The 19,793-nt window shown below is 52.4% G+C and carries 17 protein-coding genes; 7 read left to right on the top strand and 10 right to left on the bottom strand.

The annotated features are described in order from the left end of the window. Positions 1-2,317: TonB-dependent receptor plug domain-containing protein (locus ACT3RU_RS13805; RefSeq protein ID WP_483392757.1), on the top strand; the 2,317-nt coding region annotated here is incomplete at its 5' end. A 98-nt stretch (positions 2,318-2,415) separates the two neighbouring features. Here ACT3RU_RS13805 and ACT3RU_RS13810 read toward each other — a convergent pair. Together ACT3RU_RS13810 and ACT3RU_RS13815 are read right to left on the bottom strand one after the other, a co-directional pair. Then, positions 2,416-3,279 carry a DNA/RNA non-specific endonuclease gene (locus tag ACT3RU_RS13810; RefSeq protein ID WP_318779703.1) on the bottom strand — a complete coding sequence of 288 codons (864 nt, stop codon included), beginning with the start codon at positions 3,277-3,279 and terminating at the stop codon, positions 2,416-2,418. Between the two features lie 81 nt (positions 3,280-3,360). After that, a complete protein-coding gene (locus tag ACT3RU_RS13815) occupies positions 3,361-3,636 on the bottom strand; it encodes an Lrp/AsnC family transcriptional regulator (RefSeq protein WP_018918618.1) in 276 nt (91 codons plus the stop codon). A 389-nt stretch (positions 3,637-4,025) separates the two neighbouring features. Between ACT3RU_RS13815 and ACT3RU_RS13820 the strand changes: the two genes are divergently transcribed. Next, positions 4,026-4,340, top strand: a complete 315-nt coding sequence (locus tag ACT3RU_RS13820) for a high-potential iron-sulfur protein (RefSeq protein ID WP_192528217.1) — start codon at positions 4,026-4,028, stop codon at positions 4,338-4,340. Positions 4,341-4,404: 64 nt separating this feature from the next. Here ACT3RU_RS13820 and ACT3RU_RS13825 read toward each other — a convergent pair whose 3' ends face one another. The 5 genes from ACT3RU_RS13825 to ACT3RU_RS13845 all read right to left on the bottom strand — a co-directional run bounded on the left by ACT3RU_RS13825 (position 4,405) and on the right by ACT3RU_RS13845 (position 12,871). Continuing rightward, on the bottom strand, positions 4,405-5,967 hold the full coding sequence (locus tag ACT3RU_RS13825; RefSeq protein ID WP_483392758.1) for a SpoVR family protein: 1,563 nt from the start codon (positions 5,965-5,967) through the stop codon (positions 4,405-4,407). Between the two features lie 25 nt (positions 5,968-5,992). Continuing rightward, the gene (locus ACT3RU_RS13830; protein WP_192528215.1) at positions 5,993-7,282 is read right to left on the bottom strand and encodes a YeaH/YhbH family protein; all 1,290 of its coding nucleotides are present in this window, start codon (positions 7,280-7,282) and stop codon (positions 5,993-5,995) included. A gap of 40 nt (positions 7,283-7,322) precedes the next feature. After that, positions 7,323-9,245: a PrkA family serine protein kinase gene (locus tag ACT3RU_RS13835; RefSeq protein ID WP_192528214.1), complete on the bottom strand. Its 1,923-nt coding sequence runs from the start codon at positions 9,243-9,245 to the stop codon at positions 7,323-7,325. Positions 9,246-9,615: 370 nt separating this feature from the next. After that, positions 9,616-10,671 carry a threonine aldolase family protein gene (locus ACT3RU_RS13840; protein ID WP_192528213.1) on the bottom strand — a complete coding sequence of 352 codons (1,056 nt, stop codon included), beginning with the start codon at positions 10,669-10,671 and terminating at the stop codon, positions 9,616-9,618. 178 nt (positions 10,672-10,849) lie between these two features. Next, positions 10,850-12,871, bottom strand: a complete 2,022-nt coding sequence (locus ACT3RU_RS13845) for an NADPH-dependent 2,4-dienoyl-CoA reductase (protein ID WP_192528212.1) — start codon at positions 12,869-12,871, stop codon at positions 10,850-10,852. Between the two features lie 160 nt (positions 12,872-13,031). On the opposite strand from ACT3RU_RS13845, the gene ACT3RU_RS13850 reads away from it, so the two are divergent. Both ACT3RU_RS13850 and ACT3RU_RS13855 read left to right on the top strand, forming a co-directional pair. Then, entirely contained in the window at positions 13,032-13,943 is a 912-nt protein-coding gene (locus ACT3RU_RS13850) for a DMT family transporter (RefSeq protein WP_192528211.1), read from the top strand. A 47-nt stretch (positions 13,944-13,990) separates the two neighbouring features. Continuing rightward, on the top strand, positions 13,991-15,556 hold the full coding sequence (locus tag ACT3RU_RS13855) for a bifunctional GNAT family N-acetyltransferase/carbon-nitrogen hydrolase family protein (RefSeq protein WP_192528210.1): 1,566 nt from the start codon (positions 13,991-13,993) through the stop codon (positions 15,554-15,556). A gap of 147 nt (positions 15,557-15,703) precedes the next feature. Here ACT3RU_RS13855 and ACT3RU_RS13860 read toward each other — a convergent pair whose 3' ends face one another. After that, entirely contained in the window at positions 15,704-16,081 is a 378-nt protein-coding gene (locus ACT3RU_RS13860; RefSeq protein WP_087108499.1) for a winged helix-turn-helix transcriptional regulator, read from the bottom strand. A 203-nt stretch (positions 16,082-16,284) separates the two neighbouring features. On the opposite strand from ACT3RU_RS13860, the gene ACT3RU_RS13865 reads away from it, so the two are divergent. The 3 genes from ACT3RU_RS13865 (at position 16,285) to ACT3RU_RS13875 (ending at position 18,752) form a co-directional block, all read left to right on the top strand. Next, the gene (locus ACT3RU_RS13865) at positions 16,285-16,752 is read left to right on the top strand and encodes a nuclear transport factor 2 family protein (RefSeq protein ID WP_087108497.1); all 468 of its coding nucleotides are present in this window, start codon (positions 16,285-16,287) and stop codon (positions 16,750-16,752) included. 154 nt (positions 16,753-16,906) lie between these two features. Next, entirely contained in the window at positions 16,907-17,509 is a 603-nt protein-coding gene (locus ACT3RU_RS13870) for a TetR/AcrR family transcriptional regulator (RefSeq protein ID WP_192528209.1), read from the top strand. Further along, on the top strand, positions 17,502-18,752 hold the full coding sequence (locus ACT3RU_RS13875) for a multidrug effflux MFS transporter (RefSeq protein WP_192528208.1): 1,251 nt from the start codon (positions 17,502-17,504) through the stop codon (positions 18,750-18,752). The genes ACT3RU_RS13870 and ACT3RU_RS13875 overlap by 8 nt, the downstream gene beginning before the upstream one ends. Before the next feature lie 79 nt (positions 18,753-18,831). Here the strand turns inward: ACT3RU_RS13875 and ACT3RU_RS13880 are convergent, their stop codons facing one another. Further along, on the bottom strand, positions 18,832-19,137 hold the full coding sequence (locus ACT3RU_RS13880) for an MGMT family protein (RefSeq protein ID WP_192528207.1): 306 nt from the start codon (positions 19,135-19,137) through the stop codon (positions 18,832-18,834). Positions 19,138-19,172: 35 nt separating this feature from the next. Beyond that, positions 19,173-19,781, bottom strand: coding sequence for an FMN-dependent NADH-azoreductase (locus tag ACT3RU_RS13885; protein WP_192528206.1), 609 nt, complete (start codon positions 19,779-19,781; stop codon positions 19,173-19,175). Positions 19,782-19,793: the final 12 nt, after the last annotated feature.

A 19,793-nucleotide genomic window follows, 5' to 3' on the forward strand; every position in this document is an offset into this window, starting at 1 on the left:
TATGAACTACGACCCTATTAATTCAGGGTTGTCGGTCATTAGTGGTCAAGCGGTAGAAAACAGGCGTGGAGGTGGAATTGATACAACAGAACTGTTGCGCCCTCTTCCATTTGTCCAGATGGATGCACGTTCGGACGATGCCACAAAAGAAAACATACAGTCACTTAGGCCGCAGGATTTTTCGATTTCAGGTGGTAATTACTACGATAACAACATAAGTATTGATGGTGTCTCCGCAACGTCACTACATGATGTAACAGCGGCCTCGGGCGACAACGATTGGAACAACGTTTACACACAAACCTCTCAAACCTTTTACATTGATCCAACACTTATTGGTAACGTGGAAGTATTCGACTCCAACATTTCGGCCAAGTATGGCGATTTTATCGGGGGAGTCGTTAATTACGAAATTCGCCAACCCAAAGATGAATTTTCATTCAATATAACGACGGGCTTTCAAAGTGACAGCTTAGTCAAATATCATGCTCCTATCCCTGATGAAGATGATCCGCTTGACGCTCCTGCTGACTTCACAAAGTACCAAACATCAGTAACGGTTGATCTCCCCGTCACCGATAAGCTTTTCTTGTTAGCCGGCTATACCAGAGCAGAATCCAACGTTCAGTACAAGAAAGATCCTGAGCTTGGGTCCTTGACGCACTATAACGGCGATGTCTCGCAAAACTTTTTACTCAAAGGGCGCTACCTCTATAGCAATGATTTGACGTTCGAGGCGCAAATAGCTCACAGCCCTTATCGTAGCGAGCGCGATCTACCAAATACTTATAACGGTTTGACCACCAGCGATTCCAACGGAACTCAGGGATACTTTTCCGCATTAGGCTTCTTTGATACGACCCGTTGGGAAAGCAAACTCTCTCTGATGCACAACAATTCAAGCCGCTATGCCAGGAATCAACGCATTGCATGGCGAGGGGACTCAGTTGACTGGTGCTTTACAACACGCAACTGCTTTGAAGGCGGGGTGGGCAATCTTAATCAAACGCAAACGGACTATACGTGGAAAACAGATTTTTCTACCTACCTGCAAAGCGGTACACTTAATTATGGGAGCGAATTAAACTATTCCAACGCACAGAAGAGTCGTGATGAAGAAGCTCGCTACTATTATTTATCTCGCTCTGCCGGTAGTAAAGAGTTTAGCTGTGCACCCGGTGACCCTGCTTGTAATGGCCTAAATGCCGCCTCAAGAGATTTGGTCTATCAACCGTTTAATGCTGAGGTAAGTATTTATAATCATTCGCTTTGGGGCGAATATCTAAACACTTACGGAAATATAGATATTCGCGCAGGCGCGCGTTACTCCTATGACGACTTTCTGGGCAACCATAACGTGGCGCCCCGCCTGACGGGCACTTGGCAGTTTGTTCCTGATACATTTTTAACGCTAGGCGCTAACCGCTACTTTGGAAGAAACATGGTAGGGTATGCGATTAATGAGCAAGTTCCAGTCCACACCTGCTACGAGCGCCAGTTAAAAAACGCCCCCGATAACAGCTATGGCGGAGTACCAGGCAAGTGGGATGCCTGTAACTTTCAACCCTCGGTTACCAACTACTCTTCCTCTAACCTGCAGACCCCTTATAGTGACGAGTTGACGGCGTCACTGACGATTCCAACGCCACTGAATGGCCACTTGCGCCCTAAAGTCGTGTATCGTGAAAACCGCGACCAGTTCTCTCGCAGCGAAAAGCTTACGGATCGTGATGGCAATGATTACTATACGATGTCTAACGATGGAGAAACGGATTACCTTGGTTATGCGTTGGAGTGGTCTGGTAGCTATAAAAGCCATTTTTTCAATGCAAACGTGGTTTGGTCAGAAACTCGGACTAATGGAGCCGTTGATTATACGTATGAAGCCGACGATCAAAATGAGCTCGTCTATTACAGCAATGCAATCATGTCTATGGCCGACCTACGCGAACAAGATGCACGGCAAAACTTCGCAGCCCCCTTCAAAGCCTCTGTGAACTGGGCAACGGGCTGGCTTAACGGCAATTTAATTACTGATACCAGTTTAAATTATCGCGGTAAATACGAGTATTTAACCGATTCCAGAGAAAACTATACAGACAATGAGGGCAACACTTATGATATCTATGAGGATACTAACACGGGGTCTTTGACGACCGTTGATACGAATATTAAATATTATTTTTTAAACAAAAACATCCACAACGCCTCAGTTGATTTTAGAATTAAAAATATATTCGACAGGGTCACAGGTAATACCAGCAACTATCAGATTGGACGCTCTTTCTGGCTTGGCTTGAATTACGCATTTAACTGATAACCTGCATAATGCCCCTCAGCAAGGCGAGCATTTTATTGAACGAGAGCGCTACTCGCTAACATATAACGCTCGCCGCCAATCGCTACAATGATGATTTACTGAAAACGCCCTGGTCGCCGTGCCACCTCCTCCAGCGCCCACCCTTGCGTGCGCAACTCACCTTCCAGCACGGTTTCCATTTCGGGTGTCAGGTCCGGGAAAAAATTAAGCCCGGTACGCGCTTCTATTTCATTAATAGTGACCAGATAATCATCTAACGGCTCGTTGCCGCGAACGTCCTGGGGCATGATGAACGCCAGTGCGAGCGGCGCCTCATCATGTGGGGCAACAATAATCTTATAGAACGCCTCTGGCACTTCGACAAAGCCCACCCGATTAAACACATTATCCATAAAATGCTCCGGGAATATCGGCCCGGTAATCACCTGTACGCGATCAAAACGCGGCGCAAAGTGATTGATCACCGACTCTTCCAACCGCTGCCATAGCTGACGATTTAGATTAGGCCGCTGCGGCGTCATGTTACTCATCAAAAACGTATCAACCTGAGCATCACGCCCGTGCACCGCGGCAATGGCATAGTTAGGTGCCATATGCCCCCGGTCATAGCCACTACGGGCATAGCTGTCGGTTTTTACCGGCCAGAGGGTCCGCCAATCCGCTTGAAAATTGGGCCGTGAGCCAATCTGCGTCCCTTCCGGCACCGCCTCCAGCTGGTAACTCACCCACAGCGGGTTAACACGCACATCCGACCAGCCAACTAAATAGCCCTCATTGCGTAATACGCGGTGAAACGTTGTGGGATGAAAACTCTCCCACGTGGGAACGCCCATCCAAGTATACGCATCCTGATGCTGACGCTCCTGAAACTCCCATAACCCCGCTCCCGCGACCACAAACAGCAAAGCAACGCCCAGACGTCGCCCCTCTCGACGCCAGCGCCAAAACGATATCCTCACGTTCCCTTACTCCCCACACGCTAATTTTTATCGCCTGCTTATGACACGCGGCCATTGCTGTGGCCGGTGCCTATTTCAACATTACCAGCCTAGTGAAAACATGGTTTCAAGATCGTGGCGTGAATGTACCTGCATGGCGTTAAGCGTTTCCGTATCGCTGATACCTTCAACCTCGTTAAGGCGCTCGGTGACCAATTCAGCAAGGCTTTCAAAATCTCGCGTACGTGCAATGGCCACCAGGTCGTAACGCCCGCAGGTTGAGTACACTTCACTAATACCTTCTACGTCCGCTAAACGCTCCGCTACTGCTTTAACCTGGCCTTTTTCGGTATTAATTAAAATAACTGCGTTTTGCATAGCGTCCTCACTGAAAAATGTAAGTGATACCGGGGGCTATCGTCATTTTACTCACAACGCCTACACCTGTTTAATGGCGTAATACGCAAGTAAAACGTCAACAGCCGCCAAAGCGTGGAGTATAACAGGCCTGGTTAAATCCGCAGCCTGGCCACAAAATCTCTCTAAATCCTTGCCTTGCACGAAGAAGTCGCGCGCCACGCATCTATTCGTTAGCATGGGTGGATAACAACGCGATATTTAGGGTCAAACGGTTGGTGCTCAAAACAGCATGTAACAAAACGGTCAGTAATAAACCGTTAGTCATTGACCGCTAGTAATAAACAGAAGCGATGGCCCACCATCCGATCACCGTGACTTATCGATGAGAGTGACCTTAAGGAGAGATCATGGCTAATCAGAGCCGCCGTCATTTTATACGCACCAGTGTATGGGGGCTGGCAACCCTACCCTTGGGCATCGGTATTTTATCGAAAACGGCCTTTGCTCAATCGCTACCTCGCCTTGACCCTTCCGTACCGAGTGCCCAAGCGCTGAACTATGTTGAAAAAGCGAGCGATGCCAGCGACCACCCTGCTTATACATCAGGTGAACGGTGCGACAACTGCATGTTTTATACCTCTGGTAATCAAGGCTGCCAGCTGTTTCCTGAAAACAGCGTTGAACCTGGTGGCTGGTGCCAATCCTGGGTAGCTCAGGGGTAACGCGGCTAAAAAGCCCTGCCAAACGCAGGGCTTTATACGTTACTCGCCTGTACGTTGTAATCATTTACGGATTGTCTTTACTCTCCTCCTCTATGGGCCAACGGTAGCGATGCGTCACCCGCCCTTCATCCATAGAAACCAGACGTACAGGGAACCCCCAAAGCTCATGCAGGTGCCGAATAACCGGGTAGACACTACGTCCAAGGGGGCGGCGACAATCCTGGACATGGTGCAGTGTTAATGAGCGATCTCCCCGGATATCAGCCTCAACCACTTGAATATTTGGCTCTTTCACCGATAGCGCGTACTGAGTAGAAAGCGCATCGCGCACCCGGCGATAGCCCTGTTCATTATGAATAGCCGCCACTTCGAGTGTTTCCGACTGATCATCATCCACAATTAAAAACAGCTTAAGGTCGCGCATTACCTTGGGCGACAGAAACTGCTGAATAAACGACTCATCCTTAAAGTTGCGCATAGCAAATTCAAGCGTACTGCGCCAAGGCGTACCCGCAATATCAGCAAACCACTGATAATCCTCCTCGGTCGGTGCTTCGCATATCCGTTTGATGTCCATAAAGATGGCAAACCCCAACGCATACGGATTGATACCGTTGAAGTAAGGACTATCAAAGTCAGGTTGATTAATGACCGCGGCGTGAGACTGCAAGAACTCAAGCATCAGACCTTCATCAACATCGCCTTCGTCATACAAGCGATTCATCAACGTGTAATGCCAAAAGCATGCCCACCCCTCATTCATGACCTGAGTTTGGCGCTGGGGGTAAAAATACTGCGCCAGCTTGCGCACAATACGTACTATTTCACGCTGCCAAGGGGCCAATAACGGGGCATTTTTTTCAATAAAATAGAGCAGATTTTCCTGTGGCTCCGGCGGGTAAATTCCGCCGCTGTGCAGTCCTAGCGGATCGTTGTCGCTGTTAAGGCTACCAGGCAGCGGTGACGCATTGTCAGGCGGCTCAGGAATCGTACGCCACAACATATTCACCTGCGTTTGCAGGTAGGCTTCCCGTTCATCCTGGCGCCTGGCCTCCTCTTCAGCCGAGATCGGCGAAGGTCGCTTATAGCGGTCAACGCCATAATTTTGCAGCGCGTGACACGCATCCAACAGTTGCTCAACCGCATGAACGCCGTGGCGCTCTTCGCATTTAGCAATGTAGTGACGTGCAAACACCAGATAATCAACGATCGATTCGGCATCGGTCCAGGTACGAAACAGATAATTGCCCTTGAAGAAGGAATTATGCCCATAGCAGGCATGCGCCATGACCAGCACCTGCATCATCAGGGTGTTTTCTTCCATCAAATAGGCAATGCAAGGGTTGGAATTAATCACCAACTCGTATGCCAAGCCCATTTGGCCCCGCTTGTAAGCTTGCTCAACGGCCAGAAACTGCTTACCAAACGACCAGTGATAGTAGCCCACCGGCATGCCCACACTGGCGTAAGCATCCATCATCTGTTCGGTGGTGATGACTTCTATTTGGCTGGGATACGTATCCAGGCGGTACTCGTCGGCAAGCGCAGCCAGTTTGTCGTTAAAGTGCTCCAGAATACTAAAATTCCAGTCAGAACCAGTCGCAATGGGCTTTTGGGACGCATTCATAGCGTACTCCTCAACACGCACGCGTTTAGCGCGCTTGATTCAAGCGGCGTTTAAACAGCTCACGAAAAACAGGGTAAATATCACTGGCTTCGACAATTTGGCGCATCGTAAAGCGTTCAGGAAAGTGTTCAGCGACGTTCTGGTACTCATGCCAAAGCGACTGATGATCGTGAGGGGTAATTTCTACATACGCGTAGTACTGAAGTTGAGGCATCAGCTTTTTAATCAGTAAATTGCGGCAGGTATTGGAATCATCGTCCCAATTGTCGCCATCCGATGCCTGAGCCACGTATAGATTCCACTGCTCGGCGGGATAGCGCTTTTGAATAATGTTATCCACCAGCGTGAGTGCGCTTGAGACAATGGTGCCGCCCGTTTCGCGGGAGTAAAAGAACTCCTCCTCACTCACTTCTTTTGCGGCAGTATGGTGGCGGACAAACACCAGTTCGACCTTTTCGTAGTGTTTCTCTAAAAAAAGATAAAGCAGCAGAAAAAACCGCTTCGCAATGTCTTTATGGTTCTGTGTCATGGAGCCTGAAACATCCATGACACAGAACATTACCGCCTGGCTTGAGGGCTGAGGCTGCGCTGCCAACTGGTGATAGCGTAAATCGTAGGTATCAATAAACGGCACTGCCTCGATGCGTTTCTTTAAACGCTCGATGTCAGCTTTCAGTTCAGCCACCCGTGCCGGATTACGTAGCACGCTGTCCTTGCGCTCTTCTGCCTCCAGTGCTTGCTCAGCTTCTTTTAGCGCTCGCTTGATCGGTGCTCGCATGGCAATACGGCGGGCGTAGGCCTCCCGCATGGAACGCGTAATACTGATACGCGAGGGCACGCCATCCCGGGAAAGGCCCGCGCGCACCATTTTCACTTCTTCCAATGATTTAAGCGGCTTACGCTGCAGGTGCGGAAGCTCCAAGCCATCGAAAACAAACTCTAAAAACTCCTCCCGGCTAAGCGTAAACGCAAACTCGTCGTTACCTTCGCCTTGGTCAGAAGCATTCCCTTCACCCGCGCCGCCTCCGCCGACTTGGCCACTGGGGCGGCGAATCCTGTCGCCCTGTAGAAACTCTTTATTACCCGGCGAGACGATATTGCGCGCCCCACCAGGGCCATGCTGAAACACCGGCTCGGAAATGTCCTTGGTGGGGATAGAAATTTTTTCACCGCGCTCCATATCAGTAATGGAGCGGCGGTTAACCGCCTCTTCAACAGAGCGCTTGATATGCTGACGGTAGCGCTCCAAAAAGCGCTGACGGTTAACCGCGCTCTTATGTTTGGCATTAGGTCTTCGATCAATAAAGTAGGTCATACGACCTCCTTAACCCAAAGGGCCTTTTCAGTACCGGCGCTTACTGCGACTTGCGCACGCGCAGGTACCACTCGGAAAGCAGACGCACCTGCTTCTCGGTATAGCCGCGCTCCACCATCCGAGCGACGAAGTCCTCGTGCTTTTTCTGGTCCGACTTTGAGGCCTTGGCGTTAAACGAGATGACCGGCAAAAGCTCTTCGGTATTGGCAAACATCTTGTGCTCAATAACCCCTTTAAGCTTCTCATACGACTGCCAGCTGGGATTCATGCCATTGTTCTGGGCACGCGCTCGCAGCACAAAGTTAACCACTTCATGACGGAAGTCCTTGGGATTGGAGATGCCCGCTGGCTTCTCAATTTTTTCAAGTTCTTCATTAAGCGATTGGCGATTCAACTGCTCGCCGGTATCCGGGTCGCGGTACTCCTGGTCTTGAATCCAGAAATCGGCATAGGTCACATAGCGATCAAAAATATTCTGCCCATACTCGCTGTAGGATTCGAGATAAGCCGTCTGGATCTCTTTGCCAATAAACTCCACATAGCGCGGAGCCAAAAACTCTTTAATAAAGCCCAGATAACGCTCAAATACTTCAGAGGGCAGTTGCTCACGCTCAAGCGCTTGCTCCAGCACATACAGCAGATGCACCGGATTAGCGGCAACTTCGGTGCTGTCAAAGTTAAACACCTTGGAAAGAATCTTGAACGCAAAACGAGTGGAGAGTCCTTGCATGCCTTCGTCCACACCTGCCGCATCGCGGTACTCTTGTATCGACTTGGCACGCGGGTCGGTATCTTTTAGATTTTCGCCATCGTACACGCGCATTTTGGAGTAGATACTGGAGTTCTCGGGCACTTTTAACCGAGACAGCACCGAGAATTGTGCCAGCATGCGCAGCGTATCGGGCGCGCAGGGTGCGGCATTGAGGGAGGAGTCTTCCAGTAGCTTTTGATAGATTTTGATCTCTTCAGATACTCGCAAGCAGTAAGGCACTTTGACGATATATACGCGGTCAAGAAAGGCCTCGTTGTTGCGGTTATTGCGAAATGCCTGCCACTCGGATTCGTTGGAGTGCGCCAGGATAATGCCATCAAACGGAATGGCGCCCATCCCCTCCGTTGGGTTGTAATTCCCCTCTTGGGTGGCGGTTAACAGCGGATGTAGCACCTTGATCGGCGCCTTAAACATCTCAACGAATTCCATTAACCCTTGGTTAGCGCGGCAAAGCCCGCCCGAGAAGCTATAAGCATCCGGGTCATCCTGGGAGTAAAGCTCAAGCTGACGGATATCGACTTTACCCACTAACGAGGAGATATCCTGGTTATTCTCGTCACCTGGTTCCGTTTTAGAAATCGCTATCTGGTGCAGCCGCGAAGGATAAAGACGCACTACACGAAACTGGGAAATATCGCCGCCGTACTCTTTTAAACGCTTGGCGGCCCAAGGAGACATCACACTTTTCAGATAGCGCGGCGCAATCCCATACTCTTTTTCAAGCAGCTCACTATCCTCTTCAGGTGAGAACAACCCAAGTGGCGACTCATAAACGGGTGAGCCTTTAATGGCGTAAAAAGGGATGCGCTCCATTAGCAGTTTTAAACGCTCCGCAAGTGATGATTTACCGCCACCCACCGGCCCCAGCAGATAGAGAATCTGCTTGCGCTCCTCAAGCCCTTGGGCGGCATGACGGAAGTAAGCCACTATCTGCTCAATGGCCTCCTCCATACCATGAAACTCAGCAAAAACCGGGTAGCGGCGTATCACCTTATTGGAAAAAATACGCGATAAGCGCGGGTCCTTTGCCGTATCAATAACAGTAGGCTCGCCGATGGCGTCCAGCATACGCTCCGCGGCGCTGGCATAAACCGTTGGGTCACGACGACAAAGCGCCAGATACTCTTCCAAACTCATGTCTTCTTGCTGCACGCGGGCAAAACGGTCTTGAACGTGGTCAAAGATGCTCATGGAACCCTCCTATGGCCATCCCCAGGCAATCACCACCCGGATGAATATTTTATCGTGGTGAGCCGAACGAGGTGTCGCTCTATTAGCGTAGCCAGCATTAGCAAAATGTGATGACTAAAACTTCAACGCTAACATGTGATACGCATAGGCATACGCCAGAAAAGCCCCGCACTTCAAAGGCAGGATGTTGATACAACAGGGTTTTAACCAAAAAGCACTTCATCAGAAACGTTTAACGATTCTCTAATGATCAACATTGGCATGGCGGGCCAGGCGTCACGCCCTTTTATTGAACGTCTACAAAAAACCGCCGCTGCGTGTGCAGCGGCGGTAAAAAAAGCGATACGCCTGAAAACTCCAGAGTCTCTTACTATCCAGAATGCTGTTCAAGAGCAATTTTGACATCCGCGATAAGTAAATCCAGTAATTCAACGGTGGTATTCCAGGCACATACAAAGCGTGCCCCACCGGCGCCAATAAACGTATAGAAGGTCCACCCCTTGGCTTTTAGGGCGCTAATTGCATGGGCTGGCAACTCAACAAAGACGCTGTTTGCCTGGGCAGGAAACATCAACGACACGCCAGGCAGCGCTTGCAGCCCTTGCGTTAAATATTGTGCCATCGCGTTAGCATGCTGAGCATTGGTGAGCCACGCCCCGCTCTCCAAAAGGCCCAACCACGGCGCTGATATATAGCGCATTTTGGATGCCAACTGACCTGCCTGCTTGCAGCGATACGAAAAATCTTCTGCCAGCTCGCGATTAAAGAACAAAATCGCCTCACCCATCGCCAAGCCATTTTTAGTCCCAGAAAAACACAGTGCATCAACACCTACCTGCCAGGTCAGCTCGGCAGGCGTAGCATTCAGGCTGGCACAGGCATTGGCAAACCGAGCGCCATCCATGTGTAAACGCAAATCATGCTTATCGGCAATGGCACGAATGGCCAGTAGTTCTTCGCGGGTATATACCGTTCCTACTTCGGTTGCTTGGGTCAGCGAAACCACTTTAGGTTTTGGGTAGTGAATATCGCTCCGCCGCGTCACCAGCGCCTCAATCCCCTCAGGGGTAAGCTTGCCATTCGCTCCTGGCGAGGTCAGCAGTTTGGCGCCATTGGAGAAGAACTCCGGGCCGCCGCACTCGTCGGTTTCAATATGCGCCAGCTCATGACAAATCACGCTATGGTAACTGCGCCCCATCGCAGAAAGCGCCAGTGAGTTAGCCGCAGTACCGTTAAAAACAAAAAACACTTCGCAGTCGTAATCAAACATTTGACGAAAGCGGTTCGCAGCACGCTCGGTCCAATGGTCATTGCCATACGCCAAGTCATCAACCTGATTAGCTTCCAGCAGATACGCCATGGCTTCCGGACAAATACCAGAGGTGTTATCGCTGGCTAAAAAACGGGGGGTACACTCCGACGTCATGGCAATTATCCTTTTTCACTGACATTGTCTTTCACTGACATTGTCTTTTGCAGACACAGTTACAGCGCCAGCTGGGTGCCACTAGCGCCTTTAAACATCACGTTATGCTTAATAAGGTGATGGATCAGCCAGTCTATCGTCATTTATGGACGAGCGTCACCCGCCACTATCAACGCGTTTAAAGCTGGGCAGCCAAGCGCATTCCCTGATCAATAGCGCATTTGGCGTCAAGCTCTGCCGCCTCATCGGCACCGCCAATGATATGAATCTGTTTACCGAGCGCCTCAAGCGGCGCCACTAAATCACGCACCGATTCCTGCCCCGCGCATACCACCACCGTATCCACACCCAGCACGCTGTCCTCGCCATTGCGGCGAATATGCAGCCCATCATCATCAATTTTAAGGTACTCGCAGCCCGTTAAGGTCGAAACGCCGCGCGCCTTTAGCGAAGCCCGGTGTACCCAGCCAGTGGTTTTACCCAGGTACTTGCCAGGCTTTGAGGTTTTACGTTGTAGCATGACAATGTCACGTGCTACAGCGGGCGCCACAGGGGCTTTTAAACCGCCGCGTTCGCTAACGGCCAGGTCAACGCCCCACTCGTCGCACCAGGTATCGATATCAAGGGCCGGATGTTCTTCATGGGCCAAAAGCTCGGAAACGTCAAAACCAATACCGCCTGCCCCGATAACGGCAACCCGGCGGCCTACCCGTTCAGGGGATTCAATGGCATCGGCATAGCTCAGCACACTGGGGTGTTCAGCGCCGGGCAGCGACAGCGTGCGTGGGCGTACGCCGCTGGCAATAATAATATCGTCAAACTCAGCCAGTGCTTCTGGGGTGGCGCGGGTGTTCAAACGAATCTCTACCGCGTACTTTTCCAGCATTACGCGGTAGTAGCGTAGGGTTTCGTTAAACTCCTCTTTGCCTGGAATCCGGCGCGCGTAATTAAACTGCCCGCCCAGCGTGTCACGCTGCTCAAACAGCACTACGTGATGGCCACGGCTGGCGGCGGTAACGGCCGTGGCAAGCCCCGCTGGTCCACCGCCCACCACGGCCACGCGTTTAGGCGTGGTGGCGGGTTCAATCACAAGCTCGGTTTCATGGCAGGCGCGCGGATTAACCAAACAAGAGGTTAGCTTGCCTGCAAAGGTGTGATCCAGGCAGGCCTGGTTACAGGCAATACAGGTATTGATTTCATCGGCCTGCCCCGCTTCGGCCTTACGCACCCACTCAGGATCCGCCAAAAACGGCCGCGCCATGGACACCATATCGGCGTGGCCTTCGGCCAGCACCTGCTCGGCAATCTCTGGCATATTAATCCGATTAGTAGTGATCAGCGGCACCGAAAGCGCTGCTTTTACTCGCCGGGTCACCTCGGTAAAGGCGGCACGTGGCACGCTGGTGACAATCGTGGGCACCCGCGCTTCGTGCCAACCAATCCCGGTATTGATGATATCGGCACCCGCTGCTTCCACCGCCTGGCCAAGCGTAACGATCTCTTGCCACGTACTGCCGTCTCCCACCAGGTCAATCATCGACAGACGAAAAATCACCACAAAGCGCTCGCCCACTGCCGCTCGAATGCGTTTAACAATTTCCAACGGAAAGCGCATGCGATGCTCAAAACTACCGCCCCAGGCATCGCTGCGCTGATTGGTACGCTGGCAGATAAACTGATTAATCAGATAGCCTTCCGAGCCCATTATTTCGATGCCGTCATAGCCCGCCTGTTGCGCCAGGCATGCGCAGCGCACGTAGTCGGCAATTTGCTGCTCAACGTCTTCACTACTTAGTTCGCGGGGAGTAAATGGATTAATGGGTGCCTGAATTGCCGAGGGCGCCACCAATTCAGGCGAGTAGGCGTAGCGCCCCGCATGGAGAATCTGCATGCACAGATGCCCGCCTTCCGCGTGAACAGCCTCCACGACTTGACGATGCTCTGCCAGTTGGGTTTCATCGGTTAGCGCGTTGGCGCCCTGAAACACCGCGCCTTCCGGATTAGGGGCAATGCCCCCAGTGACGATTAAACTTACCCCGGCCCGCGCACGCTCAGCATAAAAAACCGCCAACCTTGCAAACCCATTGGGCGTCTCTTCCAGATTGGTATGCATGGAGCCCATTAAAATGCGATTGGGTAGCGTTAAATGGCCAATCGTAATTGGCTGAAAAAGATGCGGGTAAGCGGGCGCACGGGTCATTACGGTTCTCCTTGGCGTTATTCAAACAAGCGTATGACATCCAATCGCCGTCGTACAGCCCTTTACTACTTACCAGCGACGTTCAGAGCCATCGCTTCTCAGTCTTGCTCATTGCGTTAAAGCACGTAACATTATCCGGCTAACGATAAGGAAAACCGCTATGCCGTTGATTTACTTTTTGCCGCCACTTGCCACCGTGCTGATCTGGTCGGGCAACATGACCATCAATCAGTTGACCGTAGGCGCTATTGCGCCGAGCAGCATCGCTTTTTTACGCTGGCTGTTGGCGCTAGCGGTGATGACACCCTTCGTGCTTCCGGCCGTGCTTCGTCATCGTGCGGAAATACGTCGCAACTGGCCGAAACTCGCCTTACTGGGCCTTTTAGGTATGGGGTTATGGCAAGGGCTGGCCTATGTTGCAGCGGAAACCACAACGGCTACCAACATGGGCATTCTAGCTGCGATGGTGCCGCTTTTAACCGTGCTGCTGAGTGCGCTTATCCTGCGTGAACCGCCAACCCTGGGCGGCGTTACGGGGGGCGTGCTGGCCTTTATCGGCGTCACCGTGTTGCTGGGCCGCGGTAATCCCTTATCGCTTCTTCAGCTTGAAGTTGCCCATGGCGATGCGCTAATGGTGGTGGCAGCAAGCTGCTACGCGCTCTACGGCGTTATGCTAAAGCGTTGGAAAATGAACTTACCGCCTTGGGTAATGCTCTATGCTCAGGTATGTTTTGCGGTACTGTTTTTGCTGCCGCCCTATTTGATGGGGCCAATGACGCCTGTAGATAGCCAGAACATTGGGCTTATTCTCTATGCAGGCATTCCTGCCTCCGTCATTACCACATTTTTATGGATGCGCGCGGTCCGCCAAATTGGCGCTAACCAGGCGAGCATTTTTATCAACCTGATGCCTCTGTTCAGCGCACTGATTGCCATGGCGATGCTGGGCGAACAGGTGGCTGGCTTCCACTTTGCCGGTGGACTTCTGATTCTGGCGGGCGTCATCATGGCGCAAACCTTGACGCGCCCACTGGTGGGAAACGTGTCGGTGAATAAGCCGGGCAGCGCCTAGCCATCATGTACTAGGCTGTTTTCTTTTTTATTCTGGAATCCCCTGATATGTCCCTGGAAGACCTGCATCTAAATCTGCGCAACCTGACGAGCGATGATTACGATCAGCTCAAGACATTGATGGACGCTGTCTATCATAACATCGGCGGCGCTTGGCCCCGCCACACCATCAACAAGCTGATTCAGGAATTTCCCGACGGCCAGATCGCCATTGAAGATGACGGCAATCTGGTAGGCGTAGCGCTAACGGTTCAGGTGGATTACGACGAGTTTTCCAACCCGCATAAGTATGACGACCTGATTGGCCATCGTGAGATTATTCTCAACGATGAAAATGGCGATGCGATGTACGGGCTGGATGTGCTGATTCACCCGGACTACCGAGGTTACCGCCTAGGGCGGCGCCTTTACGAAGCACGCAAAGAGCTGTGTCGTTCGCACAACCTGCGCGCCATTTTGGCGGGTGGGCGCATTCCCGAATACTATCAGCATGCCGATGAGCTAACGCCGGCCCAGTACATCGAAAAAGTCTCTCGCAAGGAGATTTATGATCCCATTCTGTCGTTCCAGTTGGCTAACGACTTTCAAGTAAAACGCCTGCTGCGCAAATACCTGCCCGAAGATGAGCAGTCAAAGGGCTACGCGACCCTACTCGAGTGGAACAATATTCTCTTTGAGCCTGCCGACAACGTGCTGGATACGCGCCCGACCCAAGTGCGTGTTGGCGCCGTACAGTGGCAGATGCGTGAGTTTGCCTCGGTAGAAGCTGCCCTCCAGCAGATTGAGTATTTTGTCGACGCGCTTTCAGATTACCAAAGTGACTTTGCGGTTTTCCCGGAGCTATTCACCACCCCACTGATGGGCTTGCAAGACCGCGCCGCCCAGCAGGACCAAATGGCGGCGATACGCTTTCTGGCAGGCTTTACCGAGCGCTTTAAAGCCGAACTTTCACGCATGGCAGTCTCCTACAATATCAATATTGTCGGCGGTTCAATGATTGAAGTAGGCGAGGATGACCGGCTCTATAACGTTGCCTACCTCTTCCACCGTGACGGCGAAGTAGACAAGCAGGCCAAACTGCACATCACCCCTCAGGAGCGTCGCGACTGGGTAATCGAAGGCGGTGACAGCTTGCAGGTGTTTGATACCGATGCAGGCCGCGTGGGCATTTTGATCTGCTACGACGTGGAGTTCCCGGAACTCGGCCGTCTACTGGCCGACCAGGACATGGATATCCTGTTTGTACCGTTCTGGACCGACACCAAGAATGGCTATCTGCGGGTTCGCCACTGTGGTCAGGCGCGCGCCATCGAGAACGAGTGCTACGTAGTGCTCTGCGGTAGCGTCGGCAACCTGCCCTCAATTGAAAACCTGGATATCCAGTACGCGCAGTCTGCGGTCTTTACCCCTTCTGACTTCGCCTTCCCCCATGATGCAGTGCTGGCGGAAACCACACCCAATACCGAGATGATTTTCTTCTCGGACCTGGATTTGACTCGCCTAACCGTGGTGCGCGCAGAAGGCTCAGTGACGAACCTGAAGGATCGCCGCAAGGACCTGTTTGATCTGCGCTGGCGCGACTGGTCATTGAAATCAGGCTCCATTGAAGTATAAGCGCGAGTTGGAAGCCCTATGCCAATAACCAAGTACGGACGCAATTCGGGTACATTTTAATAAATGAGACAGCCAACAAGCCCACGATTTAGTCGTGGGCTTGTTAGTTATGGGATGTTTTTAATTCTCACATAGCCCGTTTCAGGTCTACGTCTGGCTAGCCTGATACTGCAAACGAGCGGCCACGATGGTGCGGTGATGGGCATCTGCCCACGCTACCAGCTGTTGCATCGGCTCAAGAAAAGAGCGCCCCAACGGGGTTAGAGTATATTCCACCCGTGGCGGGACTTCAGGATAGAGCGTACGCGTGACAAAGCCATCCTGCTCCAGCTGTTTGAGGGTACGGGAGAGCATCTGCTTTGAAATATCACCAATCTCACGCATCAAGGCATTAAAACGCAGCGTGCCGGGGGCCAGGGCTTCCAGAATCAGTAAGCTCCACTGGTCGCCAATGCGGTCAAGCACATCGCGAATCGGGCAAGGCTGTTCAAGAACGATCTCTTCGCTAGCGGTAATGGCAGTCATCACGGCTCCATGGATGGGTATGCAGTGGGCATATAGATGTGACCGGGTCAGGTAAATGTGACTTCTTGTGCGGTCATGGGAACTCCTTTAAGTTTACCCCAAGGTCTACATTTTAGACCGTTTATTAAAGTGAAGCTCAAGGGGCATGATGCGGTGATTAGTGCTGCGCCTTTGATCCATCTACCCGAAACAGGAGTGTTGACATGTCGTTACTGAAACCGTTGAGCGTTGCCACGTCGGTGCTGATGCTATCTTTACCCGCCGTATCGTTTGCGCAAGCCGAACGTGATCTTGAGGCCGAGGAAGCAAACCGGGCATTGGTCATCCAGTTCTATAACCAGTTCTTCAACGAGCATGAAACAGAGCAGAGCTCATTGGTGCTGGCGGAAGATTACATTCAGCACAATCCGGGCGTACCGGATGGCAAGGCGCCTTTCGTGGATTACTTTGCAGGCTACTTCCAGGAAAATCCGGACTACCAGAGCGAGATCGTGCGTAGTGCAACCGATGGCGACCTGGTCTGGCTGCATGTTCACTCTACCAATGGTGATGAGGATCGCGGTGAGGCCGTTGTGGATATCTTCCGCGTTGAAAATGAAATGATCGTCGAGCACTGGGATGTCATCCAGTCTGTGCCGGAAGAAGCGGCCAACGACAACAGCATGTTTTAAATCGGATAGTGTCAGATTATTGGCCCGAAAGGGCCTTTTCTACACCACTCAAACCTACCTACCGGTCGGTAGCTTTTATAGTATGATGCGTCGCTTGGTTTTTGACATGCTTTAAGCATGCATCATCAAGATGTTTCATGTTCGGAGACTCGAAATGTTATCCACGACAACACCCGCGCTACGCCGGGTGCTCAACGCGGCCGTTGCCCAGTTTGCCCGGCATGGTTATGAGGGCGCCTCACTGGCGGGGATTGCTGCCGACGCCGGTATTCGCAAAGCGTCGCTTTATTCGCATATCAAAAATAAGGACGCGCTGTTTTTGGCGGTGTTTGAAGATGCCTTGAAAATTGAATCGCAATTTGCTCATGAATGCTTTGAGCATTCCAATACTGGACTGCCAGGCCAGCACTATTGCGAATCGTTGTTGGCACGTTACGCCGACTCTGAGCACTTTCGGTTTCTGCTACGCACCTCGTATATTCCACCTGAGTCGCTTTTCCACGAGCTTCAGGAAGGCTACGAAACTTACATGCAACAGCTGTTAGCAGATTTTACGGCAGCGCTGCGTCGCCATGTGGGGGAGGCACTCTCCGATCAAGATGCCCTGATACTGGGCCACGCTTACATGGGCATGGTGGATAGCCTCCACGTGGCGCTTATTTATATTGGCACCGAGCGCTTTGAGGCACGTCTCAACGCGCTTGAGCGCCTTATGGGCGACAGCATCGCCAGGCTTGTAGGAGAGCATCATGACTGAACAGGCCATCCGTGAGAATACTCACCAAAGTACCGTGGGCATGGCGCTAGTCACTCTGCTGGCCCTTTTGACCGCACTCGATGCCATGGCGATTGATATGTATCTGCCCGGCATGCCGATGATTGCGCACACCTATGAGGTCTCGGCAGGCAGCGTGCAGCAAACGCTGTCGGTCTTTTTGGCAGGACTGGCGCTGGGGCAGTGCCTTTATGGCCCGCTACTGGAGCGTTTTGGCCGCCGAATGCCGCTCCTGGTGGGGCTTGTGATCTTTGTGGCGGGCTCGGTGGTTGCGGCCATGGCGCCCACGCTTGAGTGGTTACTTGCTGCCCGATTTTTACAGGCCATCGGCGCGGCCGCCGGATTGGTCGCGCCGCGTGCCATTGTGGCCGATCTTTGCGATGTAAAAAGCTCTGCCAAAATCTTTTCGCTATTGATGCAAGTCATGATGATTGCACCCGTCGTGGCGCCCATGATGGGAGGCTTTCTGCTTGAGCACGGTGGCTGGCGCGGTATTTTCTGGATGCTAGCAGCTCTCGGCGTTATTGGATTGGCATGGAGCCTGGCCGCCATTCCCGAGACGCTTGATGTTGGGCAGCGCACAACGCTTAGCGTAAGCAGTGTCGTGCGTGGGTATCTGGCTCAGTCTCGTCGTCGAGTCTTCATGGCTTATACGGCGGCCGGAGGCTTTGTTCTGGGGTCACTTTTCACCTATATCAGCGCCGCAGCGTTTGTGTTTACCGACCATTTTGGCATGACCCCGACCCATTTCAGCTATCTATTTGCCGCCAATTCTGTCGGGCTGATTATCGGTGGCATGCTGTCCAATGCGTTGTCTGCACGCGGTATGACGCCTGCCGGGGTGACTTATATCGGGCTTGGTATACATGCACTGGCGGGTGCGCTTTTATATCTGGTCGTCACGACGGGTATGGTCACGTTCGAAACGTACGTGGCGCTGCTGGGGGTGGCGATTGGGGCGCTCGGACTGGTATTTGGTAATTTGACCGCGCTAACCATGAACGCTGGCGGGGCGCAGGCCGGCGTGGCTTCGGCGCTGATGGGTACCCTGCACTATGTGGTCGCGGCGGCCGTTGGCTATGTTGCCAGCTTGGCGACCCAGGGGCCGCATCTGATGCCACTAACACTTACGCTGTGTGGCGTGGCCGCTTTATTGCTCTGCCGGCTTGCCGGTGCCATGACGAAAAAAGCACAGGACGTTCACCTCGATGGGGCACGTACTTAGCGCTTTTCAGAAAGGGATAAATGAACGAACAAACGAAAAAGCCGCGCAACCGCGCGGCTTTTTCGTTGAAAGACTTATTCTACGGCTCATCCGGCCACACCAGGTGACGCGGCACGCGCCCATTGGCATCAAACATCACGCCTTCATCACGCAATTTCTGGTGCTGACGGGTAGCACCGCCGTGGTCAGCAAGTTTAAGTGAGGCCGCAATCACCCGGTGCCAGGGAAGCTCATGGCCATCGGGCAAGTGGCGCATGGCAGACCCCACCATTCGTGGTGTGGCGCCTTCTGTCATAGCGGCAATGCGCCCGTACGTCGTGACTCGCCCCGCCGGAATCTGATCGACAATCGTATAGATCTGCTCCAATAGTTCGGGACGTGCCATAACGGATTCTCCGTAATTACCTCAGGCTAACGGGCTTATAGCGCTTCCACCAACTGATCAATTGCCTGAAACGCTTCTTTCTGCGCTGCAGCACGCTGCTCTTCGCCCATGTTCAGGCCTTCTGCGTACACAACATCAACATCGGTAATGCCCATCAAGCCTAGCATGCTTTTCAGGTGTGGCGTTTGGCTATCCATGTCCGACCCCGCATACATACCACCACGGGCCGCCAGAATAATCACCCGCTTACCTTCGACTAGACCTTGTGGGCCGTTTTCTGTGTAACGGAACGTTTCGCCAGCACGCAGTACGCGGTCAAACCAGGCTTTTAACTGCGAAGGGATGCCCAGGTTATACATCGGTACAGCCAAGACCAACACGTCATTAGCACGCAGTTCGGCCAACAGTTCATCAGAGCGAGCAGCCAGTGCTTTCTGCTCGTCGCTGCGCTCATCAGCCGGTGTCTGCCATGCGCCCAGTTCCGCAATATCCAGGTGAGGAAGCGCATCGGCAACCACGTCGCGTTTAGTGACATCGACGCCTTCGCGAGCAGCCGCACGGCTTTGGAAGTGGTTGGCCAAGGCGATAGATTGACCGTTTTCACCAAGTACAGAGGAGGTAACCAACAGGGCACGAGTTGTCATTTTAAAAAAGCT

It is taken from the genome of Halomonas sp. TP35 (assembly GCF_052375975.1).
GTDB classification, from domain to species: Bacteria; Pseudomonadota; Gammaproteobacteria; order Pseudomonadales; family Halomonadaceae; genus Vreelandella; species Vreelandella citrativorans.